Genomic DNA, 18,440 nt, shown 5'->3' with positions numbered 1-18,440 from the left:
GTCGCGGCGTCGCCGGGAACTGCCGCTGCGGGCAGGTAGCGCCACCGGTCCGGTCGCCGGGGTTCGCTCCTCCCGGTGCCGGGTCACCGCATGGACGTCGGCTGCGCGTCCGGCACGATCTCCGCCCGTAGCTGGGTGGCGCACCCGGGACAACGGTAGCTGCGGAATACGACACCGTCGTCGACGTAGGTCGCGGCGTCGGCCCTCGTGCCGGGCACCGCGTCGAGCACCGGCTCGTCCGTGACGACGGTCGCTTCCGCGAGGTCCCGTCCCCACGGGCCGAGCTGTGTGGCGCAGTGCCGGCAGCCGACGGTGGCGGTGTCGCCCGCGGAGTGCAGGCTCAGGTTCGCGTCGAGCGGAGTGCCGGAGTCGCGGCCTGCGGAGCCCCGTTCGACGGGGTGGCCACCGATCCGTTCCGAGCGGATCTCGTCACGTCGCTTCCCGGTCGCCGTACCGTCGACCTGCCCGTCGGTGCCCAGCACCACGCCGTAGACGGCGTGCGCGGCGGTGGCCGACACCTTGCCGTCGCGGACGTCGACGGCGACGAGCTCGGGGTCGCGCAGCAGCGGGTCCCCGTAGCCGCCTCCTCCGGAGGGGTGCACGAACACGGCGTCCCCCAGCCCGATCAGCGTCTCGCTGCGGTTCTGCACGACCTCCAGTGCGCCGCCGAGCTCGTCGAGATCGGCCGGGATGGTGCCCGACCGGAGCAGGTCGGCCACGTCGGCACCGCGGACCACGGCGTCGAATCCGGAGCCGCCGGGCATGCCGCCCGCGAGGCCGGTCGCCTCGCCCCGTGCCTTCCCGTTGGTGGAGAACGCGGCCCCCATCGGCGCGGGCGTGCCGTGCGGGACCAGGCACGACGAGATGGACAGGCCGCCGCGGAACTGCCCTGCGCCGCCGGAGTCGACCTCCTCGCGTCGCCAGAGGACGAGGTAGGGGGCGAGGAACTCCTGCATCTCGACGTCCGGGGCGCGCCCCATCGGGATCGGCAGGATCCCGGCGGTGTCGGCGCCGTCCTGCACCGGCTGCGCGCCGTAACCGCCGGCCATCGTGTCGAACAGGATCGTCACGCCGGGCACCCCGCGCTGGTCGACGCCGGCGAGGGTGACGATGTCGTAGGAGCCGGTGCACACCGACTGCACGCGCGGCCGGAGCTCGACGGCCGTGTCGAGCATGCGCCCGAGACATTCGGCGACCAGGTTCGACGTGGCCCAGGCCGAGGAGATCGGCGCCCATCCGACGGCGGCCGGGAAGCTCGCGTTGTTGATGGTGCCCTCGTCGCTGACGAGGTCGAAGCAGCGCATCAGCCCGCCCGCGGACCACGGTATGTCCCCGGCCAGGATCGGCAGCAGCGCGAACATGACGCCGGCCCGCATGCCCGAGTACGGACAGTTGATCATGCCGACCTGCGGATCGGTGCCGGTGAAGTCGAACGTCATCCGGTCACCGGTCTTGGTGAGGGTCAGCGCGATCCTGTGCAGTCCGCGGTCGCCGATGACGGCCTGCTCCATGTGCCCGACGCTGCTCCACGAGCCGTCCGGGACGGTGGACAGGCGGGTCCGCAGACGACGCTCGGCGTCGTCCATCATCCGCTTCATCACGGCCTTGACGGTCGCCGCGCCGTAGCGCTCGACGAGGGCGAGCAGCCTGCGCCGGCCGACCTGGTTCGCGCTGATCTTGGCCTGCACGTCGAGCTGGACGTGGTGCGGCATCCGGGACTTGCGCAGGAACGTGTCCAGGACGTCCGCCTGGACCTCGCCGCCACGGACGAGCTTGACCGGCGGGGTCGGGGCGGCCTCGGTGAACACGTCGGTCGCGGCGAGGTCGGCGGAGCCGGGCTTGGCGCCGCCGATGTCGATGAGGTGGCAGATCGCGCTCGTCCAGGCGAACAGCTCCCCGTCGACGAAGATCGGGGCGATGATCGCGGCGTCGTTCTGGTGCAGTCCCCCGCCGACCCAGGGGTCGTTGGTCAGGAACATGTCGCCGGCCTCGATGCCGGGGTTCGCGCTGCGGTTCTGCAGGATCCAGTAGATCGCCAGGTCCATGGAGGCGACGAGTCCGGTGTTGTAGAGCCCGACCTGCACCTCCTGGCCGAGCTCGTCGCAGATGGCGAAGTCGAAGTCGTTGGCCTCGGTGACGCCGGGCGAGCCGGACATCTTCTTGAGTGTCTCCCCCATCTCGTCGGTGATCGACCAGATGCGGTGGCGGATGACCTCGTAGGTCAGCGGATCGATGTCGGTGACGGCCTCGGCCGGGACGTCGTGCAGCTCCAGCGTCGGGGCGATCCGCTCCCGGAGCTGGTCGGGCGGGACGGGACGGCCGTTGAAGCGCTCGGATCCCGGGACGGGCATGGTCATCGGTGGCTCCCTCGGTCCAGGTTCACGCGGATGTTGCCGAGCTCGTCCACGCGCGCCTCGCGGCCCGACGGGATGGTCACGGTCGTCGTCGGTACCTCGATCACGGCGGGCCCGGGCACGACGTGCCCGGCCCGCAGCAGCTCGTAGTCGTAGATGGCCGTGTCCTCGAAGCCGCGTCCGACCTCCAGGAACACCGGACGGCGGCGCTTGATCGCCGCGTCGGCGTCGCCGCCGTCGGCCCGGGCGTGCTCCGGCAGGCTCGGGCGGAACGAGAGCCTCCCGACGCCACGGACCCGATAGGTGATCATCTGGAGCCCGGCGGCGGGGAAGCCGGAGCCCTCGCCGTACAGCTCGGCGTACCGCTGCTCGAACGACTTCGCCATGAGCGCGACGGTCTCGGCGTCGACGGCGCCGTCCGGGGCGGCGGCGCTGACCTCGAACATCTGCGCGGTGTAGCGGGCGTCGAAGACCCGGCGCAGCTCGACCGAGGCGTAGTCGACGCCCTGCCGGTCCAGCGCGTCGCGCACCTGCTGCTCGAGCCGGTCGAAGTTGGCCTGCACGACGGCCGGATCGAGCGGGAACGGTGCCGGGTCGGACAGCTCGGCGGTCACGACGACGTCGGAGGCGGCGAGCCCGTAGGCGGAGAACCCGGACGCCGCGGCTCCCAGTGGCACGACCAGCTCGCCCGCCCCGAGCTCGGTGGCGAACGCCGAGGCGTGGATCGGGCCGGCGCCGCCGAACGCGTAGACCGCGAACTCGCGCGGGTCGTGGCCGGACTCGACGACGACCTTGCGGGCCAGGTCCGCGGTCTGCGCGTTCTGCACCTCGTAGACGGCCGCGGCGGCCTGCTCCGCCGTGAGCCCCAGCGGGCGGCCGACGTGCTCGAGCAGGGCCTCGGCGGCCAGGTCGGCACGCAGCGTCCGCCGTCCGCCCAGGAAGTAGTCCGGGTCGATGATGCCGAGCACGACGTCGGCGTCGGTGACCGTGGGCCGGGTACCGCCCGCGCCGTAGGCGGCCGGGCCGGGCACCGCGGCCGCGCTGTGCGGGCCGACCCGCAGGTTGCCGCCGTCGTCGATCCAGGCGATCGCGCCGCCGCCCGAGCCGATCACGCTGACCTTGATCGTGGGGACGTTGACCGGGTGCTGGTTGATGATCGTGCTCGACGAACGGACCGGCTCCCCGCCCACGATCATCCCGACGAGGAACGTCGTGCCACCGACGTCCGCCGTGATGACGTTGCGGTGCCCGAGCTGCTGGGCCAGCCGCGTCGCGCCGACGACGCCGCCGCTGAGCACGGAGCCGACGGTCGTGATCGCCGAGCCGGGCGCCTCCTCGGCGGCGATCGTGCCGCCGGAGCTCTGCATGATCAGCAGCGGTCCCGCGAGGCCACGGTCGGCGAGCTCGCGTTCGAGGGGCTCCAGGTAGCGGCGCAGCGGCGGGCCGAGCTGCGTGCTCATGATCGTGGTCGCGTTGCGGGCGAACTCGCGGATGCGCGGGGAGACGTCGCTGGACAGCGCGACGAACACCTCCGGCGCCGTCTCGTTCACGATCTCGCGGACCCGGTGCTCGTGCACCGGGTTCTGGAACGACCACAGCAGCGACACGGCGATCGCCCGCACGCCGGTCGCGACGAGGCGCTCGACCGCGGCACGGACCTCGTCGGAGTTCAGGTCGACGACGACGGCGCCTGCCTGGTCGATGCGCTCGGTGACCTCGGCGACGCGACTCTTGGGCACCAGCGGCGCCGGTTTACGGGTGTGCAGGATGTCCTGGGCCTCGTGCGCGGACAGCCCGAGGTAGCGACCCTCCACGTTCATGATCGCGATCGAGTCGCCGTGGCCCTTGGTGGTGATGAAGCCCGCCGGCTCGACGTCGCCCGTGACCAGGGCGTTGATGCTGGCGGTCGTGCCGTGGGCGACGTAGGCGGTCGAGCCGAGCAGCTCTCGCTCACCGATGCCGAGCTGGGCGGCCAGCGCGGCGATCGCGTCCAGCACCCCCCGCGAGTAGTCGTCCGGTGTGGACGGCGTCTTGGCCCCGGCGATCCGACCGTTCTCGTCGGCCGCGACGGCGTCGGTGAACGTGCCTCCGACGTCGACCCCGATGACGTACCTCATGACGACCTCCCTGTCTCGTTGGTGCACGCACCGGCACGGGTTCGAGGGACTGCAGGAGCGAGTGGGTGCCGGGCCCCGAGCCACTCCCCGATCAGCTGCCCGGCGAGTGCGTTGCCGGTCGGCTCGCCGGGAGCGACCGGTCCGCCGAAGTGGGTGCCGCGCACGCGCACCACGGTCCGGTCGGCCGAGCCGAGAGCCGCGCTCATCCGCCGCGAGTCGTCGGGGAACGCGGCCTGGTCCCCGGTGAGCTCGACGAACAGCGACGGGACGGTGACCGCGGGCGCGCACCGGACGAAGTCGGCCCGCGAGCTCAGGCCGGACCAGGTGGACAGCCAGGCCTCGGGCGTGGTGAGCCGTCCGAACCCGACCAGACCGGAGTTGGTGAGGTCGGGCCGTCGCCCGAACACCGAGCCGTAGGGCCGGTCGTTCGGGTCGAGGGACAGGTCGACCGTGCGGGGGTCGGCGTCGGTGCGGAACACGGTCAGGATCCGCGGCGCGAGCGACCGGCGACGGTCGGCCGCGTCGTGGCCCGCCTCGTACCGGGCCCGGGCCGCGGCGGCCTCGGTGACGTACTCCCTGGCCATGGCGTCGATCCGGGCGACGCGGTCGACCTGCGCCCGCCGGTAGCGGGCGAGGAACTCCCCGTCGAACGCGGAGCTCGCGGGCGGGTCGGCGAAGCCGTTGCGGGCGTCGAACGCGTCGAGCTCGGGATCGACCGACAGCGGGTCGGACTCGTCGGTGACCGAGGGGTCGATGCAGCCCAGCAGCAGGCGGCCCTGGCCGGGATGGGGCGCCAGGAAGATCGCTCCGTCGGCCTGCGGCATCACCGCGTCCGCGAAACCCGTCGGCCGCCCGGCCGGGCCCGTCGCCGCCCGGGCGGCGGGGTCGAGCCCGGCCTGCTCGGCGTAGTAGGCGTAGAGCGTTCCGCCGCCGGAGTGGCCGAGCGTCACGATCGAGGAGTACCCGCGCTCACGCAGGTGGGTCAGCCCGGCGGCGACGTCGAGCAGGGCCTGCTCGTGTACGAGCGTGAGGTCGTTGTTCACCGAGCGGGTGCCCTGGGTCCACACCGCCGCGCCGTGGTGCAGCAGCACCGGGACGAGCGGATGGTGGGTGAGGTCGGCGCGCGGGTGCATCAGGCAGACGACCGTGCGGGCGCCGGGCACGGTCGCGAGCACGCCGCTGACCCGGGCGCCGTCGGCGGTCGTCAGCTCGTGCACGGTCGTCGTCGTGGTGTCCGGCCGCGGGTCCGCCCGCACCGTCCGCCCGGCACCGAGCCGGCTGTCCGCGGGGGCGCTCACCGGGGCTCGATCCGCAGCGCGATCTTGTCGTGTTGCACGATCTCCCCGTCCCCGACGCCGGCGACGGCGCTGTACCAGACGGCGTGCCGGCAGCCGCTGGCCTCGCGGTCGATCACGATCGTTGCGTCCGAGGTGATCGCGAAGTACGGGCCGATCCGGCCGACCGTGACCGTCGTGTCCCGCGAGGCCAGCTTGGCGATGCCGGTGTTCTCCGGGACGTCGAGGACGTACAGCGCGGTCATCGTCGCGCCGCTTCCCAGTCGGCGGCGCGCTCGACGATCAGCTCGGCCTTGCGCGCGAGGAGCTTGCCCATGCTCGGTTCGGCCTCGTCGACGACGTCCAGGAGCGCCTCGATCGTCAGGTTCGCGTCCAGGTCCTCCTGCGGGGTGACCGGCCGCATCGCGCGGGTGATCTCGAACATGTAGCCGTTCGGGTCGTGCGTGTAGATCGACTCGATCGTCTCGTGCCGGATCTGCATCTCCACCGGCCACTCGCTCGCGTCCAGCCGCCGCCGGTACTCGAGCAGGTCCTCCTCGCTGTCGACGTGCAACGCGAGGTGACGAGAGCGCACGAAGAACTCGGGGACGTCCGGGCCGAATCCGGCGTAGGCGTCGCCGCGGGCCTCGTCGTGCATCGGGGCGACGCCGAAGTAGTAGAAGAACGCGAGCCGGTCGTCGTTGCCGATGTCGAAGAAGAAGTGGATGAAGTCCGGGTGGTCGTCCGGGCCCCAGCCCGCAGCGCAGATCGAGTGCACGACCGGGAAGCCGAGCACGTCGCGGTAGAAGCGCACCGTCGCAGCGGGATCGAACGTCGGGAACGCGGCGTGGTCCACGCCACGGACGAGGTGCCTGTCCTCTTCGGTCATTCCTGCCTCCTGTCCAGGGCGCTCTCGAGCGTCCGGAGGTTGTCCTTGATCGTGGCGATCGCCGCGTGCGGGTCGCCGGGCGTGCCCTGCTGCTGCGGGCCGAGCAGTCCGCGCAGCGCGGTGTCGGCGACCTGCTCCGCGGTCTCGTAGGCGCTCGCCGAGTCGCCGTGGAACCACCAGGCGATCCAGTTGCACATCCCGAGGACCGTGAGCGCCGCCGCGCGCGGGTCGACCGGGCGGAACACTCCGGTGCGCTGGCCCTCCTCGATCACGGCGATCACGTCGCGCGTGAACCGCCGGCGCTGGGCCGTGTGCACTTCTGCCAGCTCACCGGTCAGGACGGACTCGCTCTGCGCGATCAGCCGGTGCCGGTGGGGACGTTCGGCGACCTCGAGCGCGAGCCCGCGCAGCAGCGCGCGCAACCGGTCCGCGGGGGGCACGCTCGCGTCGGCGACGAACCGTTCGCTGAGCGAGCGGGTGATGTCGATCATCTCCTGGACGAGCTTCTCGATCAGGTCGTCCTTGTTCTTGACGTAGTAGTAGAGCGCCTGGCGGCTGACCCCCATCGCTGCGGCGATGTCGGAGAAGCTGGTGCCCGCGAACCCCTTCTGCGCGAACAGTCGGGCCGCCTGCTCGTAGAGCTCGCTCTCGACCAGCTCGCGACGGGCCGTGCTCGCGCCCGCGTCCTGGCGGTCGGCGGCCTTCCCGCGCGTCATCGGGTGCCCGCCGGGGTCCCGGAGCCGACACCGACCCGCTCGACGAGAGCCCGCTTGTCGATCTTCCCCACCCGGGTCCGCGGTATCGCGTCGAGGATCTCGAGCCGTTCCGGCCACTTGAACTTGGCGACCTCGCGCGCGTCGAGGTGGGCGATGACGTCGGTCAGTTCCGGGGCGGGCACGCCCGGCAGCATCTCGAGGAACAGGCAGCCGCGTTCGCCCAGGCGCGGGTCGGGCACCGGGACGAGGGCCGCCCGGGCGACGCCGGGCATCTGCACCACCAGGGCCTCGATCTCGGCCGCGTTCACCTTCTCCCCGCCGCGCACGACCTGGTCCTTGGCGCGCCCCTCGAACGTGAGGCAGCGGACGCCGGCGATGGTGCGTGCGGCGACCAGGTCGCCGCTGCGATAGAGCCCGTCGGAGGTGAAGGCCTCCGCGTTGCGCTCGGGACTGCGCAGGTAGCCGCGCAGCGTGTACGGGCCGCCGAAGCACAGCTCGCCGGGGGTGTCGTCCGGTGCGGTCTCCTCGGTGCCCGGCACGAGCACCCGGACGTCGTCGAGATCCGACAGCGGCGTACCGAGGGCGTGCTGGCGGACCTCCGCCGGGTCGTCCGGCGGCGTGACCATGACCAGTCCCTCCCCCGCCCCGTACAGGCCGAGCACGCGGATGCCGCGCCGCTCGAACAGGGCGAAGCTCGGGTCGGTGACCTTCGTGCCGGTCAGGACGATGCGTCGCAGCGACGCGGCGGCGGCCTCGAACGTCGGGTGCTCGCCCCACTCCAGCGCCAGCGCCGGGTAGGCCATCGTGTCGGTCGTGCCGCTCGCGGCCATCGTCGGCAGCAGCACGTCCGGGTCGGGGCTGCTCAGCACGACCGCCGCACCGACGGAGTGCGCCGAGTGCAGGCAGCAGACGATCCCGGCGTTGTGGATCATCGGGAGGACGTGCGCGACCCGGGTCGAGCGGTCCCAGCCGAGCCGGCGCGCGTAGGCCGACGCGTTGTACCAGTACTCGTCGTGCAGGCGCGGGATCACCTTCGGCGTGGCCGTGGTCCCGCCGGAGAGCTGGAAGACGGCGACGTCCTCGCCGTCGATCTCCGCGGCGACGCGCTCGACGACCGCGCGCGCGTCGGCCGGGTCGATCGCCGCGCCGAGGTCCTCGATCCGCACCACCCCGTCGGCGACGCCGTCCGCGGCTCCGTCGTCGCCGCCGACCGTGAGGACCGTGCGGGGCACGGGACTCGCCGCCGCCATCCGCCGCGCGAGCTCGACGAGGTCGGCCTTCGGGTGGTCGGCCTGGACGAGGTGCCCGGTGGCCTCGGTGATCGTCCCGATCTCGTGGAGCTCGTGCCCGCGGTGCGCGGCGAGCGTCGCGACGGGGACGGTCCCGGCCTTGATCAGGCCGTACCAGGCCAGCACGGCCTCGACCGAGTTCTCGATCTGCAGCAGCACCGCGTCGCCGGGGAGGAACCCGAGCTGGACCAGGCCTGCCGCGATCCGGTCGGTGCGCTCGTCGATCTCGGAGTAGGTGTACGAGGCCGCCGACGTGACGACGGCGAGGTCGTGCGGGTGCGCGGACGCGACGCGATGGAACTGCTCGCCGATCGTGCGCCCCGTCCAGTACCCGGCCGCGCGGTAGGCGGCGGCCTCGTCCGTGGGGAACGGGACGACGTCGTCCCGCCACCGGTCGACTCGCATCACCAAGCTCCTCGCTCTCCGGAAGGGGTGGTCGTGGCCGGCACCGCACCGAGGCACGCGACGTCGATCCGGCCGGCGACGAGCGCCCCGGCGACGTCCTGCACGTCGGACTCCCCGACCGTCACCCCGACCGGGACGTCGAGGTCGAGCCGGATCCGTTCGGCGACCTGGACGCGGTCGAGGACGGCCTGCCGGTCCTCGGCGCCGCGGAGCAGCACGACCCGGTCGGGACCGTCTCGGACGATCTCCCGCGCGGCGTCGACCAGCCGGTCCGACTCGGGCCCCCACGGATCGCCAGAGGTCACCGTCACCGGGCCGCCGAACCGCAGACCGTCCTCCGGCCGGCGCCGTGCCAGGTCGATCAGGCGGCTCGGGGCCTGCCGGTCGCCCACCCGCAACGGCCGTCCGACGACCCAGTCGGCGATCCGCCGGTGGGGCACGCCGTCGATCCCGACGCCGGCCCACGCGGCGACGGCGGCCCGCACGACGTCGGCGTTGGACTCCAGGGTCTCGTCCAGTGCGACGGCGCCGGCCCTGGTCAGGAACGCGACGGCCACCTGGGCCGGGGCGAGACGGTTCATCCGGCGCGGGAACGAGTCCCACCACCGCTGGCTGCGCAGCGCCCAGCCCTGCAGCCGCTCGACCGGCGGCCGTCGCGCGCTCTCGTAGGCGCTCAGGGCCTCGTCGAGCGGTGCATCGGTGTCCAGCGCGTCCGCCAGCGCGATCGCGGACTCGACGGCGAGCTTGGTTCCCGATCCCAGCGACGGGTCGGCCGTGGCCGCCGCGTCACCGAGCAGGACGGCGTTCCCGTGCACCCACGACCGGCACTGCACCGTCCGGAACCGGAACCAGCGAGATCGGTTCCCGAGCAGCTTGTGCCCGCGCAGCATCGGTGCGAACGCCTCGGTGAGGACGTCCAGTGACTCCTCGTCGGACTCCGCGGGGTCCGCACCGCGGGCCTCGAACCCGTCGAGCCCGGCGCGCTCGAGCGTCGCCGCGTCGGTCTCGACGACGATCGTGGAGCGGTCCGGCGCGTACGGGTAGGCGTGCGCGGTGAAGTACCCGGCAGGCGTCCGGACGGGCGTGAACACGGTCCCGTCGAGGGGCGCCTCCGTGCCACACCAGATGTAGCGGCCACGGCCTTCGACGACCGTGGGCTCGAATGCGTCCTGGTAGCGCTGTCGTGTCGAGCTGGACACCCCGTCGGCGGCCACGACGAGATCGAAGTCCCGCCGCACGTCGTCCACGTCGACGTCGTGGCCGACGTGCACCCGGACGCCGACCTGCCTTGCCAGGTCCACCAGCGTCGTCAGCAGCTGCGACCGGGCGATCGCCACGCCCCGGTGGAACCCGGGTATCCCGACGGTGCCGCCGGGCAGCCGGAACTCGGCCGTCGCGAAGCGGAACGCCACGGCGGCGATGGCCTCCCGGGCCTCCGGGTCGACGGACTCGACGGCAGCCAGCGCCGCTCCGGTGAGGCCGATCCCGAAACCGAACGTCCCGCGCGACTCGAGCCGCTCGAAGACCTCGATCTGCCAGGTGGGGTGCCGCAGCGCCAGCAACCGAGCGGTGAACAACCCGCCGGCGCCACCGCCGATCACACCCACTCGTCGCGACCTCATGGAGCACTGTCTAGTCACTCTCGTCGATATCGTCAAGATATTCGTCGCAAGTGACGAAGCGCGTAAGGGCCGAGCATCCGGCTCCGCCGAGGACGGCGCCGGCCGGCTCGGGCCCTTCCCGCGACCGGACCGCACGCGGGCCGTCCGGGATCCGGCTCGTGACCGGCGACCCCGACGGCGTCCTGGTCGCCTACCCGAGCGCGCGGCGGAGGGCGTCGACGCGTCCGGCCCAGATCCGCTTCGAGAGTGCGGCGTCCGGGGCGAACGTCTCGCTGGCGTGATAGGCGCCGGGGTGCACGTGCAGCTCGCACGGCACACCCGCGGCCATCAGCCGTTGCGCGAAGGCGATGTCCTCGTCGCGGAACAGGTCGACGGTGCCGACGTCGATGTACGCGGGCGGCAGCCCGGAGAGGTCGGCGGCACGGGTGGGAGCGGCGTAGCCGTCCGCCTCGGCGTCACCGAGATACCAGCCCCATGCCTCCTCGTTCCCGGCCCGATCCCAGATCCCGACGTCGAGGATCTCGTGCGACGACGTCGTCGTGTTCCGGTCGTCGATCATGGGATAGATCGGCATCATGAAGCGCAGCGGCGGCCCGCCGCGGTCCCGCGCCAGCATCGCCGTGGCGATGGCCAGCCCGCCCCCCGCGCTGCCGCCGTAGACGACCAGCCGGTCGGGGTCGACGCCGAGCTCGTCGGCGCTCTTCGCCATCCACGTGAGGACGGCGTAGCAGTCCTCCATCGGCGCCGGGTGCGGGTACTCCGGCGCGAGCCGGTACTCCACCGACACGACGACGGCGCCGAGCGCGTCGCACAGCATCGTCGCCGTCGGGTCCTCGCCGGCCACCGACCCGAGCACCATCCCGCCACCGTGGATGAAGAGCATCCCGGGCGCCGCGCCGGAGGCGTTGGCCGGTCGGTAGATCCGCACCGCGACGTCCGGTGCGCCGTCCGGGCCGGGGACCGTCCGGTCGGATTTCACGACACCGGGGTTGTCCGGCACCTCCACCGACGCCAGCATCTCGGCGACGGCCGCTCGCCGGGCGACGATGTCGGGGATCGCGTTGAACCCGCCGGGCATCGCCTCCAGCAGCGCGGTCAGGGGGACCTGGGACTCCGGGTCGAGCGTGGAATGTGACACGGGACCTCCGTGGATCGGGGTGGGTCGGGCGGGGGCGGCGCGCTCAGCCGGCGTCGGCTGTCGCGCCGGTCAGCTGCGCGTCGATCGCCCCGACGACGTAGTCCATGCCGGCGTCGGCCCCCGGCAGCGCGCCGATCATGGTGAAGAAGCCGTGCATCTGGCCGGGGAAGCGCCGGTGCCGCACCGGCACCCTGGCCTTGAGCAGCCGGGTGGCGTACAGCTCTCCCTCGTCGCGCAGCACGTCGTGCTCCGCGGTCAGGATCACCGCGGGCGGAAGCTTCAGGAAGTCGCCGCGGATCGGCGACGCGTCGGGGTGCAGCCGGGTGGCCGGTTCCGGGGCGTAGTGGTCCCAGAACCAGACCATGCTGTCCCGACTGAGCAGCAGCTGGTTCTCCGGGTCCTGATAGGACGTGGTGGCCAGGTCGCAGTCGGTCACCGGGTAGACGAGCACCTGCAACGACGGCGACGGTCCGCCCCGTCGGGCGGCCCGCTGGGCCACCACGGCGGCGAGGTTCCCGCCCGCGCTGTCTCCCCCGACGATCACCGGCGCCAGTCCACCCACGAGGTCGTCGAGGTGGGAGAACGTCCACTGCAGCGCGGCCCACGCGTCGTCGACGGCCGTCGGGTACCGGAACTCCGGCGCCTTCCGGTAGCCGACCAGCACCACGACGCAGTCGGTGCGGGCGGCCATCGTCCATCCGACGGTCTCGGCCTCGTCGATCCCGCCGATCACCCAGCCGCCGCCGTGGAACCAGACGACGACCCCGCGCGGGTGATCGGTCGGGGTCAGGATGCGCACCGGCACCGTCCCGCCGCTGACGTGGACGCGGGTGTCGCGCACCCCGTGCATCTCCGGTCCCGGGGCCGTCTGCTCGTTCAGCGACGCCGTGAACTCGCGTGCCTGTGCGGGCGTCATCTCGTGCAGCTGCTGCGGAGCCATCTCGGCCAGCTGCGCGAGCAGGCCCTGGGTCGCCTCGTCGATCGCCATCGTCGTCCTCCGTCTCAGACCAGCGCGCCGGACGCGGCGAGCTCGAAACCGGTGTAGCCGTCGGCGGCGACCTGGTCGCACTTCTCGCGGTACACACCGACACCGCCGACGTAGGGCAGGAACAGCCGCGGCTTGCCGGGGATGTTGGCGCCCATGTACCAGGAGGCGGCCCGCGGGTAGAGCGTTCCGGCCGCGACCTCCTGGACGTGCTCCGTCCAGGCCTCGGTGGCGTCCGCGGTCGCCTCGATCCGATCGATGCCGTTGTCCCGCAGATGGATCAGACAGTCCCCGATCCATTCGGCGTGCTGCTCGGTCGACACCGGCATGTTGCTGAGCACCGACGGGCTGCCGGGGCCGGTGATCGTCAGCAGGTTCGGGAAGCCGGGGACGGCCAGCCCGAGGTAGGTCCGCGGGCCCTCGGCCCACGCGTCGTCGAGCGACCGGCCGCCGCGACCGGTGATGTTCAACGCGGACAGCGGCCCGGTCAGCGCGTCGAACCCCGTCGCGAAGATGATCACGTCGAGCTCGTGCAGCCCGTCCGCGGTGCGGATGCCCTCCGGCGTGATCTCCTCGATCGGGCTGCGGCGCAGGTCGACCAGGGAGACGTTGGGCCGGTTGAACGTGTCGTAGTAGTCGGTGTCCAGCGGCAGGCGCTTCGTCGCGATCGGGTAGCCGGAGGGCTTCAGCTTCTCCGCCACGTCGGGGTCCCGGACGATCTCGTCGATCTTCGACCGGACGAAGTCCGCCGCGGTGTCGTTGGCCTGCTCGTTCGTCAGGAGGTCGTTGAACGTGCCGAGGGAGAACAGGAAGCCGCCGTCCCGCCAGGTCTCCTCGTAGCGGGCGCGCCGTTCCTCCGGCGTGACCTCGAGCGCCGACACGTCGGTCGCCGTGTACGGCACGCCCGCCATGGAGTGCCGCGCCCGCCGGCGCCACTCGGGGTAGTTCTGCTTCCACATCTCGACGAACTGCGGGTCGAGCGGCCCGTTCGCCGCGGGGATCGTGAACTGCGCCGTCCGCTGGAACACCGTGAGGTGGCCCGCCTGCTTGGCGATCACGGGGATCGCCTGGATCGCGGAGGCCCCGGTGCCGATGATCCCGACCCGCTGCCCGGAGAGGTCCACCGGCTCGTGCGGCCACGCACCGGTGTGCAGCGACCGGCCGGCGAACGTGTCGGCACCGGGGATGTCCGGGGTGTTGGCCGCGGACAGGCACCCGACGGCCGTCACGACGAAGCGGGCCCGCCACTCGCCGCCGTCCTCGGTGCGCGCGGTCCAGAGGTTCTCGGACTCGTCGTAGGACACGCCGGTCACCCGGGTGTCGAACGTGAAGTCCTTGCGCAGGTCGAGCACGTCGGTGACGCGCTCCAGGTAGCGGAGGATCACCGGCTGCTCGGGGTAGCGCTCGAGCAGCGGCCACTCCTGCTCCAGCTCGGGCAGGAACGAGAACGAGTAGTACATGATCTCCGAGTCGCAACGGGCCCCCGGATACCGGTTCCAGTACCAGGTGCCGCCCGGTCCGGAGCCCTTCTCCAGGCCGTGCACCGCGAAGCCCTGCTCGCGCAGCTTGTGGACCATGTGCAGGCCGGCGAACCCGGCACCGATCACCAGGACGTCCAGTGGCCCCTGGCCGGAACTGCTGTCGCTCACGAAGATCCTCCTCGTCGGGGATGGGGTCGTGCGGGTCTCGTACTGTCGGTCAGTCGTGCAGTAACCGCCGGATCGCGGTGACGCCGTCGGCCGCCATCCGCCGGGAGACGGCGGCGTCGGTGACCAGCGACGATCCGTGGAACGTGCCGGGATACATGTGCAGCTCGACGGACACGCCCGCCTGGGTCAGGCGCTGCGCGTAGGCGATCCCCTCGTCGCGCAGCGGGTCGAACTCGCAGACGTCGACGTACGCGGCGGGCAGTCCACGGAGATCGGTCGCCCTGGCGGGCGCCGCGTACGGCGTCGCCGGCTCCCCGCCGAGGTAGTAGCGCCACGACAGCTCGGCATTCGGCCGGTTCCAGATCGGCGTGTCCGTGTAGAGCCGCATCGAGTGCGTGTCGAGCCGGTCGTCGAGCTCCGGGATGTTCAGGTACTGCATCCGCAGTGCCGGCCCGCCGCGGTCGCGGGCGAGCAGCGCGACGGCGGCGGACAGGCCCGCGCCCGCGCTGCCGCCGCCGACCCCGATGCGCGCGCGGTCAACGCCCCACTCGGCCGCGTGCTCGGTGAGCCAGCACAGCGCGAGGTAGCTGTCGTCCACGCCGGCCGGGAACGGGTGCTCCGGGGCGAGGCGGTAGTCGACGGCCACGACGACGACGTCGGCGTCCGCCGCGATCTCCTGGGCCCGCGCGTCCTCGCCGTCCACGCTCCCGACGACGAACCCGCCGCCGTGCAGGAACACCAGTGCCGGCAGTGGCGCGGTCCGGTGTGCCGGGCGGTAGATCCGCAGCGGCACACCGGGCCCGCCGTCCGAGTGGTGCGCCGTACGGTCCTCGACGGTCAGCGGCCGGGACGGCGTGTACGGCGGCATCTGGCGTACCAGCTCGGCGAGCTCGGCACGCGCGGCGGCGGGGTCGCTGATGTCGAACGTCGGCATCAGCGGCACCCACGGCGCGAGCTCGGGATCGAAGCGGTACGTCAACGGGCGCTCCTCGGTTCCGGGACGGCGACTCGCGTCGGCCCGCCTTCCTCAGGATTACCGGAGACGAAGATCCGTGTCGTGGGTCACATGGCGCCGATTTGTCCGCTCCACGCGCCACTTGGCGAGCGCGCGGCCGTCGGGCTCAGGCCGGCTCGGCCGAGTCGCGGAGCCTGCGCAGCACCAGGGCGAGCATCAGCCGGGACCGCGAGTAGGGCTCGGCGAGCGAGAAGCCGAGCACCTTCTCGGCGCGGGCCACCCGGTGGGCGACGGTGTTGTGGTGCAGGTGGAGGATCGTCGCGGCGCGCCGGATCGACTCGGTGGAGGCGACGACCTCGAGCGTGTGCAGGAGCTCCTCCCCCGCCGGGTCGTCGGCCAGCCCGTCCAGCGCCCGGACGTCGGCCACCTCGCCGATCGCCTCAGGGGACATGCGTTCGGCGAGCAGGCCGAACCCGCCGAGCGCCGCGTAGCGCACCGCGACCGCCTCGTCGAGCGAGTACGGCGGGTGGTCGTGCCGGCTCGGCAACGCGTAGCGGAGCGCGATACCCGCCTCGCGCCATGCGTCCGGCAGCGAGACGGCCGGATGGGGCGCGGCGATCCCGGCCCGGACGCCCGTGGGCACGCCCGACGTCGTGCTGACGGGTCCGCCGAACACCAGGGCGTGCACCGTGTCCACCGACGCTCGAGCCAGCAGATGGCCCGCCTGCCGGGCCAGTACGTCGACGGCATCCGGTGCGCCGTCGGCCGCGACCACGTGGACCACGCCGTTCGGGGTGAGACCCATCCGGTTCAGCGCGCTCCTGCGGCGCGTCTCGTCCGCCGTGCTGTCGATCGCGAGGCGCAGGAGCGCGGGGCCGTCCATGACCTCGACGTCACGCTGCCGCCTGCTCAGGGCGACGGAGCTCGCCAGCGCGAAACGCTCGAGCAGGAGGTCGTCCAACGGCAGCTCCGCGCCGAGACGCTCGACCCACACCTCGTGTTCCTCGGGCACCGCGCGGATCCGGGCCCAGATCGGGGGCGTTCCGTCGTGGACGGGCGTGTTCACATCGGCCCGGCGCCCGTGCGGGGTGTCCGCCCGCCGCAGTCCGACAGCACATCCCGCGAGTGCCGCCGTGCGTTGCAGGATCACGTCGACAGACGCGCTCTGTTCGACCAGGACGTCGTAGAAGCCGATGACCCGCAGTGCACTGGCGGCGTCGGCGTCGAGTGCCGACAGTCGCAGGAGCAGGCCGTACACGGCACCGAGGTTATGCGCATCACATTGTGAGCGGAAGGCCGCTGACCTCGACGACCTGGACCAGGTCCCGAGCACCTGCTGGATGACGCCCGACTCGCGCCAGCCTCCCTTGACCTAAAAAGCTTTATAAACTTTTATGGGTCCTCGGCTGGCGGCAACAAGCGCCGCACGCGTCGACGAAGGTGACGATGGCGAACGAGAGAGACGAGGTCCACCCGTTCTCCGAGCGGGTCGACTTCCCGTACTGGGACGGCCTCGAAGCGGGTGAGCTGCGGATCCAGCGCTGTGCAGGGTGTGACCGCTGGTGCTGGCCCGCCGACTGGCGCTGCCCGACGTGCGGCGGCTACGAGTTCCGATGGGAACAGGTCGAACCGACCGGGCGCGTCTACTCCTGGATTCGCTCGCACCTGCCGTTCGTACCGGCGTTCGCCGACCTCGTGCCGTACGTGAACGTGCTGGTCGAACTGCCGCAGGCGGGCAACGCACGGATCATGGGGCGGCTCGTCGGCCGCGAGGACGGCATCCGCGTCGGAGCATCGGTCGACGGCTCGTTCGAGCCCGCATCGGAGCGCACCGCCGACCTGCCGGTCCTCGTCTGGTCGCTGGCTCCGGAGGCGGACGCATGAGGGCGACGTCCGTGGCGGCCGTCGGGTTCGGGTCGACGCCGTACTACAGGCGCGGCCGATCGCCGCACGCCGAGCGCAAGCTGCTGCTGATGGCGATCGACGAGGCCGCGGCGATGGCCGGCATCGACCCGGCCGACATCGACGGCTTCGTGAGCTACGGCGCGGACCTCCAGGACGGGCCCCGGCTGACCGGCCCGCTCGGCACGAAGGAGCTGCGCTGGAGCAGCCTGGTCTGGGGCGGCGGGGGCGGCGGCAGCGCCGGCGCCATCGCCCAGGCCGAGGCCGCGATTCTCTCCGGGCAGGCCGACACGGTCGTCGTGTACCGGGCGACCGCCGAGTCGACGAGCGGCCGGCTCAGCTCGGCCGTCAGCCAGGGCGTGTTCGGCGTCCAGTACCGCGCGCACGGGATCGACGCCCCCGCACAGGCGCTGGGTCTGCGTACGCAGCGACTCCTGGAGGCCGAGGGAGTCCCGGCGAGCGCGCTCAAGGCCGTCGCGCAGGCCAGCTACTTCCACGCGAACCGGACCCCGCACGCCGTCGGCCGGGACCGGGTACTCACCGACGAGGTCTACGACTCCGCCCGCCTGATCGCCGAGCCGATCCGCCTGTTCGACTCCTCGCGCGAGAACGACGCCGCCGCGGCGATCATCTTCACCTCGGCGGAGCGGGCGCGCGACCTCACCGACAAGCCGGTCCACCTGCTCGGCGCGGCCTACGGTGCGCTCGGACCCCGCTGGGGCGAGCTGGACGAGAACCACGAGCCGTACACCGCGTCGTCGCAGGCCGGACCCGTGCGTCGTCTCTGGGAACGGACCGGACTCACTCCGTCCGATGTGGATGTCGTCCAGCTGTACGTCAACTTCACCGGCCCGCCGGTTGCGGCGCTGATCGACCTCGGCTTCTGCACGCCGGAGACCGCGGGCGAGGTGCTGACGTTCGACAACCTCGTCGCACCGGCCGGGACGCTGCCGATCAACACCAGTGGCGGCGATCTCGCCGAGGGCTTCCTGCACGGCATGGGCAACGCCGTCGAAGCCGTCCGGCAGCTGCGCGGCGAGTCCTGGAACCCGGTCCCCGACGCCCGCGTCTGCCTGGTCGCAGGCGGCCCCATCTCCGAGCTCAGCAGCGTCGCGCTGTTCTCCACCGACCCGCCCGCGTAGCAC

At 72.5% G+C, this 18,440-nt stretch carries 15 protein-coding genes; 2 read left to right on the top strand and 13 right to left on the bottom strand.

Annotated elements, in window-relative coordinates; all coding sequences use genetic code 11:
* Nucleotides 1–83 precede the first annotated feature (83 nt).
* The 13 genes from EV378_RS29800 to EV378_RS29740 all read right to left on the bottom strand — a co-directional run bounded on the left by EV378_RS29800 (nucleotide 84) and on the right by EV378_RS29740 (nucleotide 16,651).
* Nucleotides 84–2,357 (bottom strand): hydantoinase B/oxoprolinase family protein, encoded by a 2,274-nt coding sequence (locus EV378_RS29800; protein WP_132430688.1) that lies wholly within the window; start codon nucleotides 2,355–2,357, stop codon nucleotides 84–86.
* Complete coding sequence (locus EV378_RS29795; RefSeq protein WP_132430687.1) at nucleotides 2,354–4,471, bottom strand: hydantoinase/oxoprolinase family protein; 2,118 nt, start codon at nucleotides 4,469–4,471, stop codon at nucleotides 2,354–2,356. The genes EV378_RS29800 and EV378_RS29795 overlap by 4 nt, the downstream gene beginning before the upstream one ends.
* Nucleotides 4,468–5,769, bottom strand: coding sequence for an alpha/beta fold hydrolase (locus EV378_RS29790; protein ID WP_132430686.1), 1,302 nt, complete (start codon nucleotides 5,767–5,769; stop codon nucleotides 4,468–4,470). Before EV378_RS29790 ends, EV378_RS29795 begins: the two co-directional genes overlap by 4 nt.
* A complete protein-coding gene (locus EV378_RS29785; protein WP_132430685.1) occupies nucleotides 5,766–6,011 on the bottom strand; it encodes a hypothetical protein in 246 nt (81 codons plus the stop codon). Before EV378_RS29785 ends, EV378_RS29790 begins: the two co-directional genes overlap by 4 nt.
* A complete protein-coding gene (locus tag EV378_RS29780; RefSeq protein WP_132430684.1) occupies nucleotides 6,008–6,634 on the bottom strand; it encodes a VOC family protein in 627 nt (208 codons plus the stop codon). The genes EV378_RS29785 and EV378_RS29780 overlap by 4 nt, the downstream gene beginning before the upstream one ends.
* On the bottom strand, nucleotides 6,631–7,350 hold the full coding sequence (locus tag EV378_RS29775) for a TetR/AcrR family transcriptional regulator (RefSeq protein WP_132430683.1): 720 nt from the start codon (nucleotides 7,348–7,350) through the stop codon (nucleotides 6,631–6,633). Before EV378_RS29775 ends, EV378_RS29780 begins: the two co-directional genes overlap by 4 nt.
* The gene (locus EV378_RS29770) at nucleotides 7,347–9,044 is read right to left on the bottom strand and encodes an AMP-binding protein (RefSeq protein ID WP_132430682.1); all 1,698 of its coding nucleotides are present in this window, start codon (nucleotides 9,042–9,044) and stop codon (nucleotides 7,347–7,349) included. The genes EV378_RS29775 and EV378_RS29770 overlap by 4 nt, the downstream gene beginning before the upstream one ends.
* Nucleotides 9,044–10,666 (bottom strand): FAD-dependent monooxygenase, encoded by a 1,623-nt coding sequence (locus tag EV378_RS29765; RefSeq protein ID WP_132430681.1) that lies wholly within the window; start codon nucleotides 10,664–10,666, stop codon nucleotides 9,044–9,046. The genes EV378_RS29770 and EV378_RS29765 overlap by 1 nt, the downstream gene beginning before the upstream one ends.
* A gap of 190 nt (nucleotides 10,667–10,856) precedes the next feature.
* A complete protein-coding gene (locus tag EV378_RS29760) occupies nucleotides 10,857–11,804 on the bottom strand; it encodes an alpha/beta hydrolase (RefSeq protein ID WP_132430680.1) in 948 nt (315 codons plus the stop codon).
* 43 nt (nucleotides 11,805–11,847) lie between these two features.
* On the bottom strand, nucleotides 11,848–12,792 hold the full coding sequence (locus EV378_RS29755; RefSeq protein ID WP_132430679.1) for an alpha/beta hydrolase: 945 nt from the start codon (nucleotides 12,790–12,792) through the stop codon (nucleotides 11,848–11,850).
* Nucleotides 12,793–12,806: 14 nt separating this feature from the next.
* Nucleotides 12,807–14,438 (bottom strand): flavin-containing monooxygenase, encoded by a 1,632-nt coding sequence (locus tag EV378_RS29750; protein WP_165922547.1) that lies wholly within the window; start codon nucleotides 14,436–14,438, stop codon nucleotides 12,807–12,809.
* 49 nt (nucleotides 14,439–14,487) lie between these two features.
* Nucleotides 14,488–15,417: an alpha/beta hydrolase gene (locus EV378_RS29745; protein ID WP_132430678.1), complete on the bottom strand. Its 930-nt coding sequence runs from the start codon at nucleotides 15,415–15,417 to the stop codon at nucleotides 14,488–14,490.
* A gap of 142 nt (nucleotides 15,418–15,559) precedes the next feature.
* Nucleotides 15,560–16,651, bottom strand: a complete 1,092-nt coding sequence (locus EV378_RS29740) for a PucR family transcriptional regulator (RefSeq protein ID WP_132430677.1) — start codon at nucleotides 16,649–16,651, stop codon at nucleotides 15,560–15,562.
* A 188-nt stretch (nucleotides 16,652–16,839) separates the two neighbouring features.
* Between EV378_RS29740 and EV378_RS29735 the strand changes: the two genes are divergently transcribed.
* Nucleotides 16,840–17,277: a Zn-ribbon domain-containing OB-fold protein gene (locus tag EV378_RS29735; RefSeq protein WP_132430676.1), complete on the top strand. Its 438-nt coding sequence runs from the start codon at nucleotides 16,840–16,842 to the stop codon at nucleotides 17,275–17,277.
* A complete protein-coding gene (locus tag EV378_RS29730; protein ID WP_132430675.1) occupies nucleotides 17,274–18,437 on the top strand; it encodes a thiolase C-terminal domain-containing protein in 1,164 nt (387 codons plus the stop codon). Before EV378_RS29735 ends, EV378_RS29730 begins: the two co-directional genes overlap by 4 nt.
* Nucleotides 18,438–18,440 lie beyond the last annotated feature (3 nt).

It is taken from the genome of Pseudonocardia endophytica (assembly GCF_004339565.1).
GTDB classification, from domain to species: Bacteria; Actinomycetota; Actinomycetes; order Mycobacteriales; family Pseudonocardiaceae; genus Pseudonocardia; species Pseudonocardia endophytica.
This window is presented reverse-complemented; position numbering and strand designations above follow the sequence as displayed.

Coding starts and splice junctions, on each gene's coding strand:
- EV378_RS29735 (WP_132430676.1), top strand. CDS start 16,840: ATGGCGAACGAGAGAGACGAGGTCCACCCGTTCTCCGAGCGGGTCGAC.
- EV378_RS29730 (WP_132430675.1), top strand. CDS start 17,274: ATGAGGGCGACGTCCGTGGCGGCCGTCGGGTTCGGGTCGACGCCGTAC.
- EV378_RS29785 (WP_132430685.1), bottom strand. CDS start 6,011: ATGACCGCGCTGTACGTCCTCGACGTCCCGGAGAACACCGGCATCGCC.
- EV378_RS29770 (WP_132430682.1), bottom strand. CDS start 9,044: ATGCGAGTCGACCGGTGGCGGGACGACGTCGTCCCGTTCCCCACGGAC.
- EV378_RS29765 (WP_132430681.1), bottom strand. CDS start 10,666: ATGAGGTCGCGACGAGTGGGTGTGATCGGCGGTGGCGCCGGCGGGTTG.
- EV378_RS29775 (WP_132430683.1), bottom strand. CDS start 7,350: ATGACGCGCGGGAAGGCCGCCGACCGCCAGGACGCGGGCGCGAGCACG.
- EV378_RS29755 (WP_132430679.1), bottom strand. CDS start 12,792: ATGGCGATCGACGAGGCGACCCAGGGCCTGCTCGCGCAGCTGGCCGAG.
- EV378_RS29780 (WP_132430684.1), bottom strand. CDS start 6,634: ATGACCGAAGAGGACAGGCACCTCGTCCGTGGCGTGGACCACGCCGCG.
- EV378_RS29795 (WP_132430687.1), bottom strand. CDS start 4,471: ATGAGGTACGTCATCGGGGTCGACGTCGGAGGCACGTTCACCGACGCC.
- EV378_RS29800 (WP_132430688.1), bottom strand. CDS start 2,357: ATGACCATGCCCGTCCCGGGATCCGAGCGCTTCAACGGCCGTCCCGTC.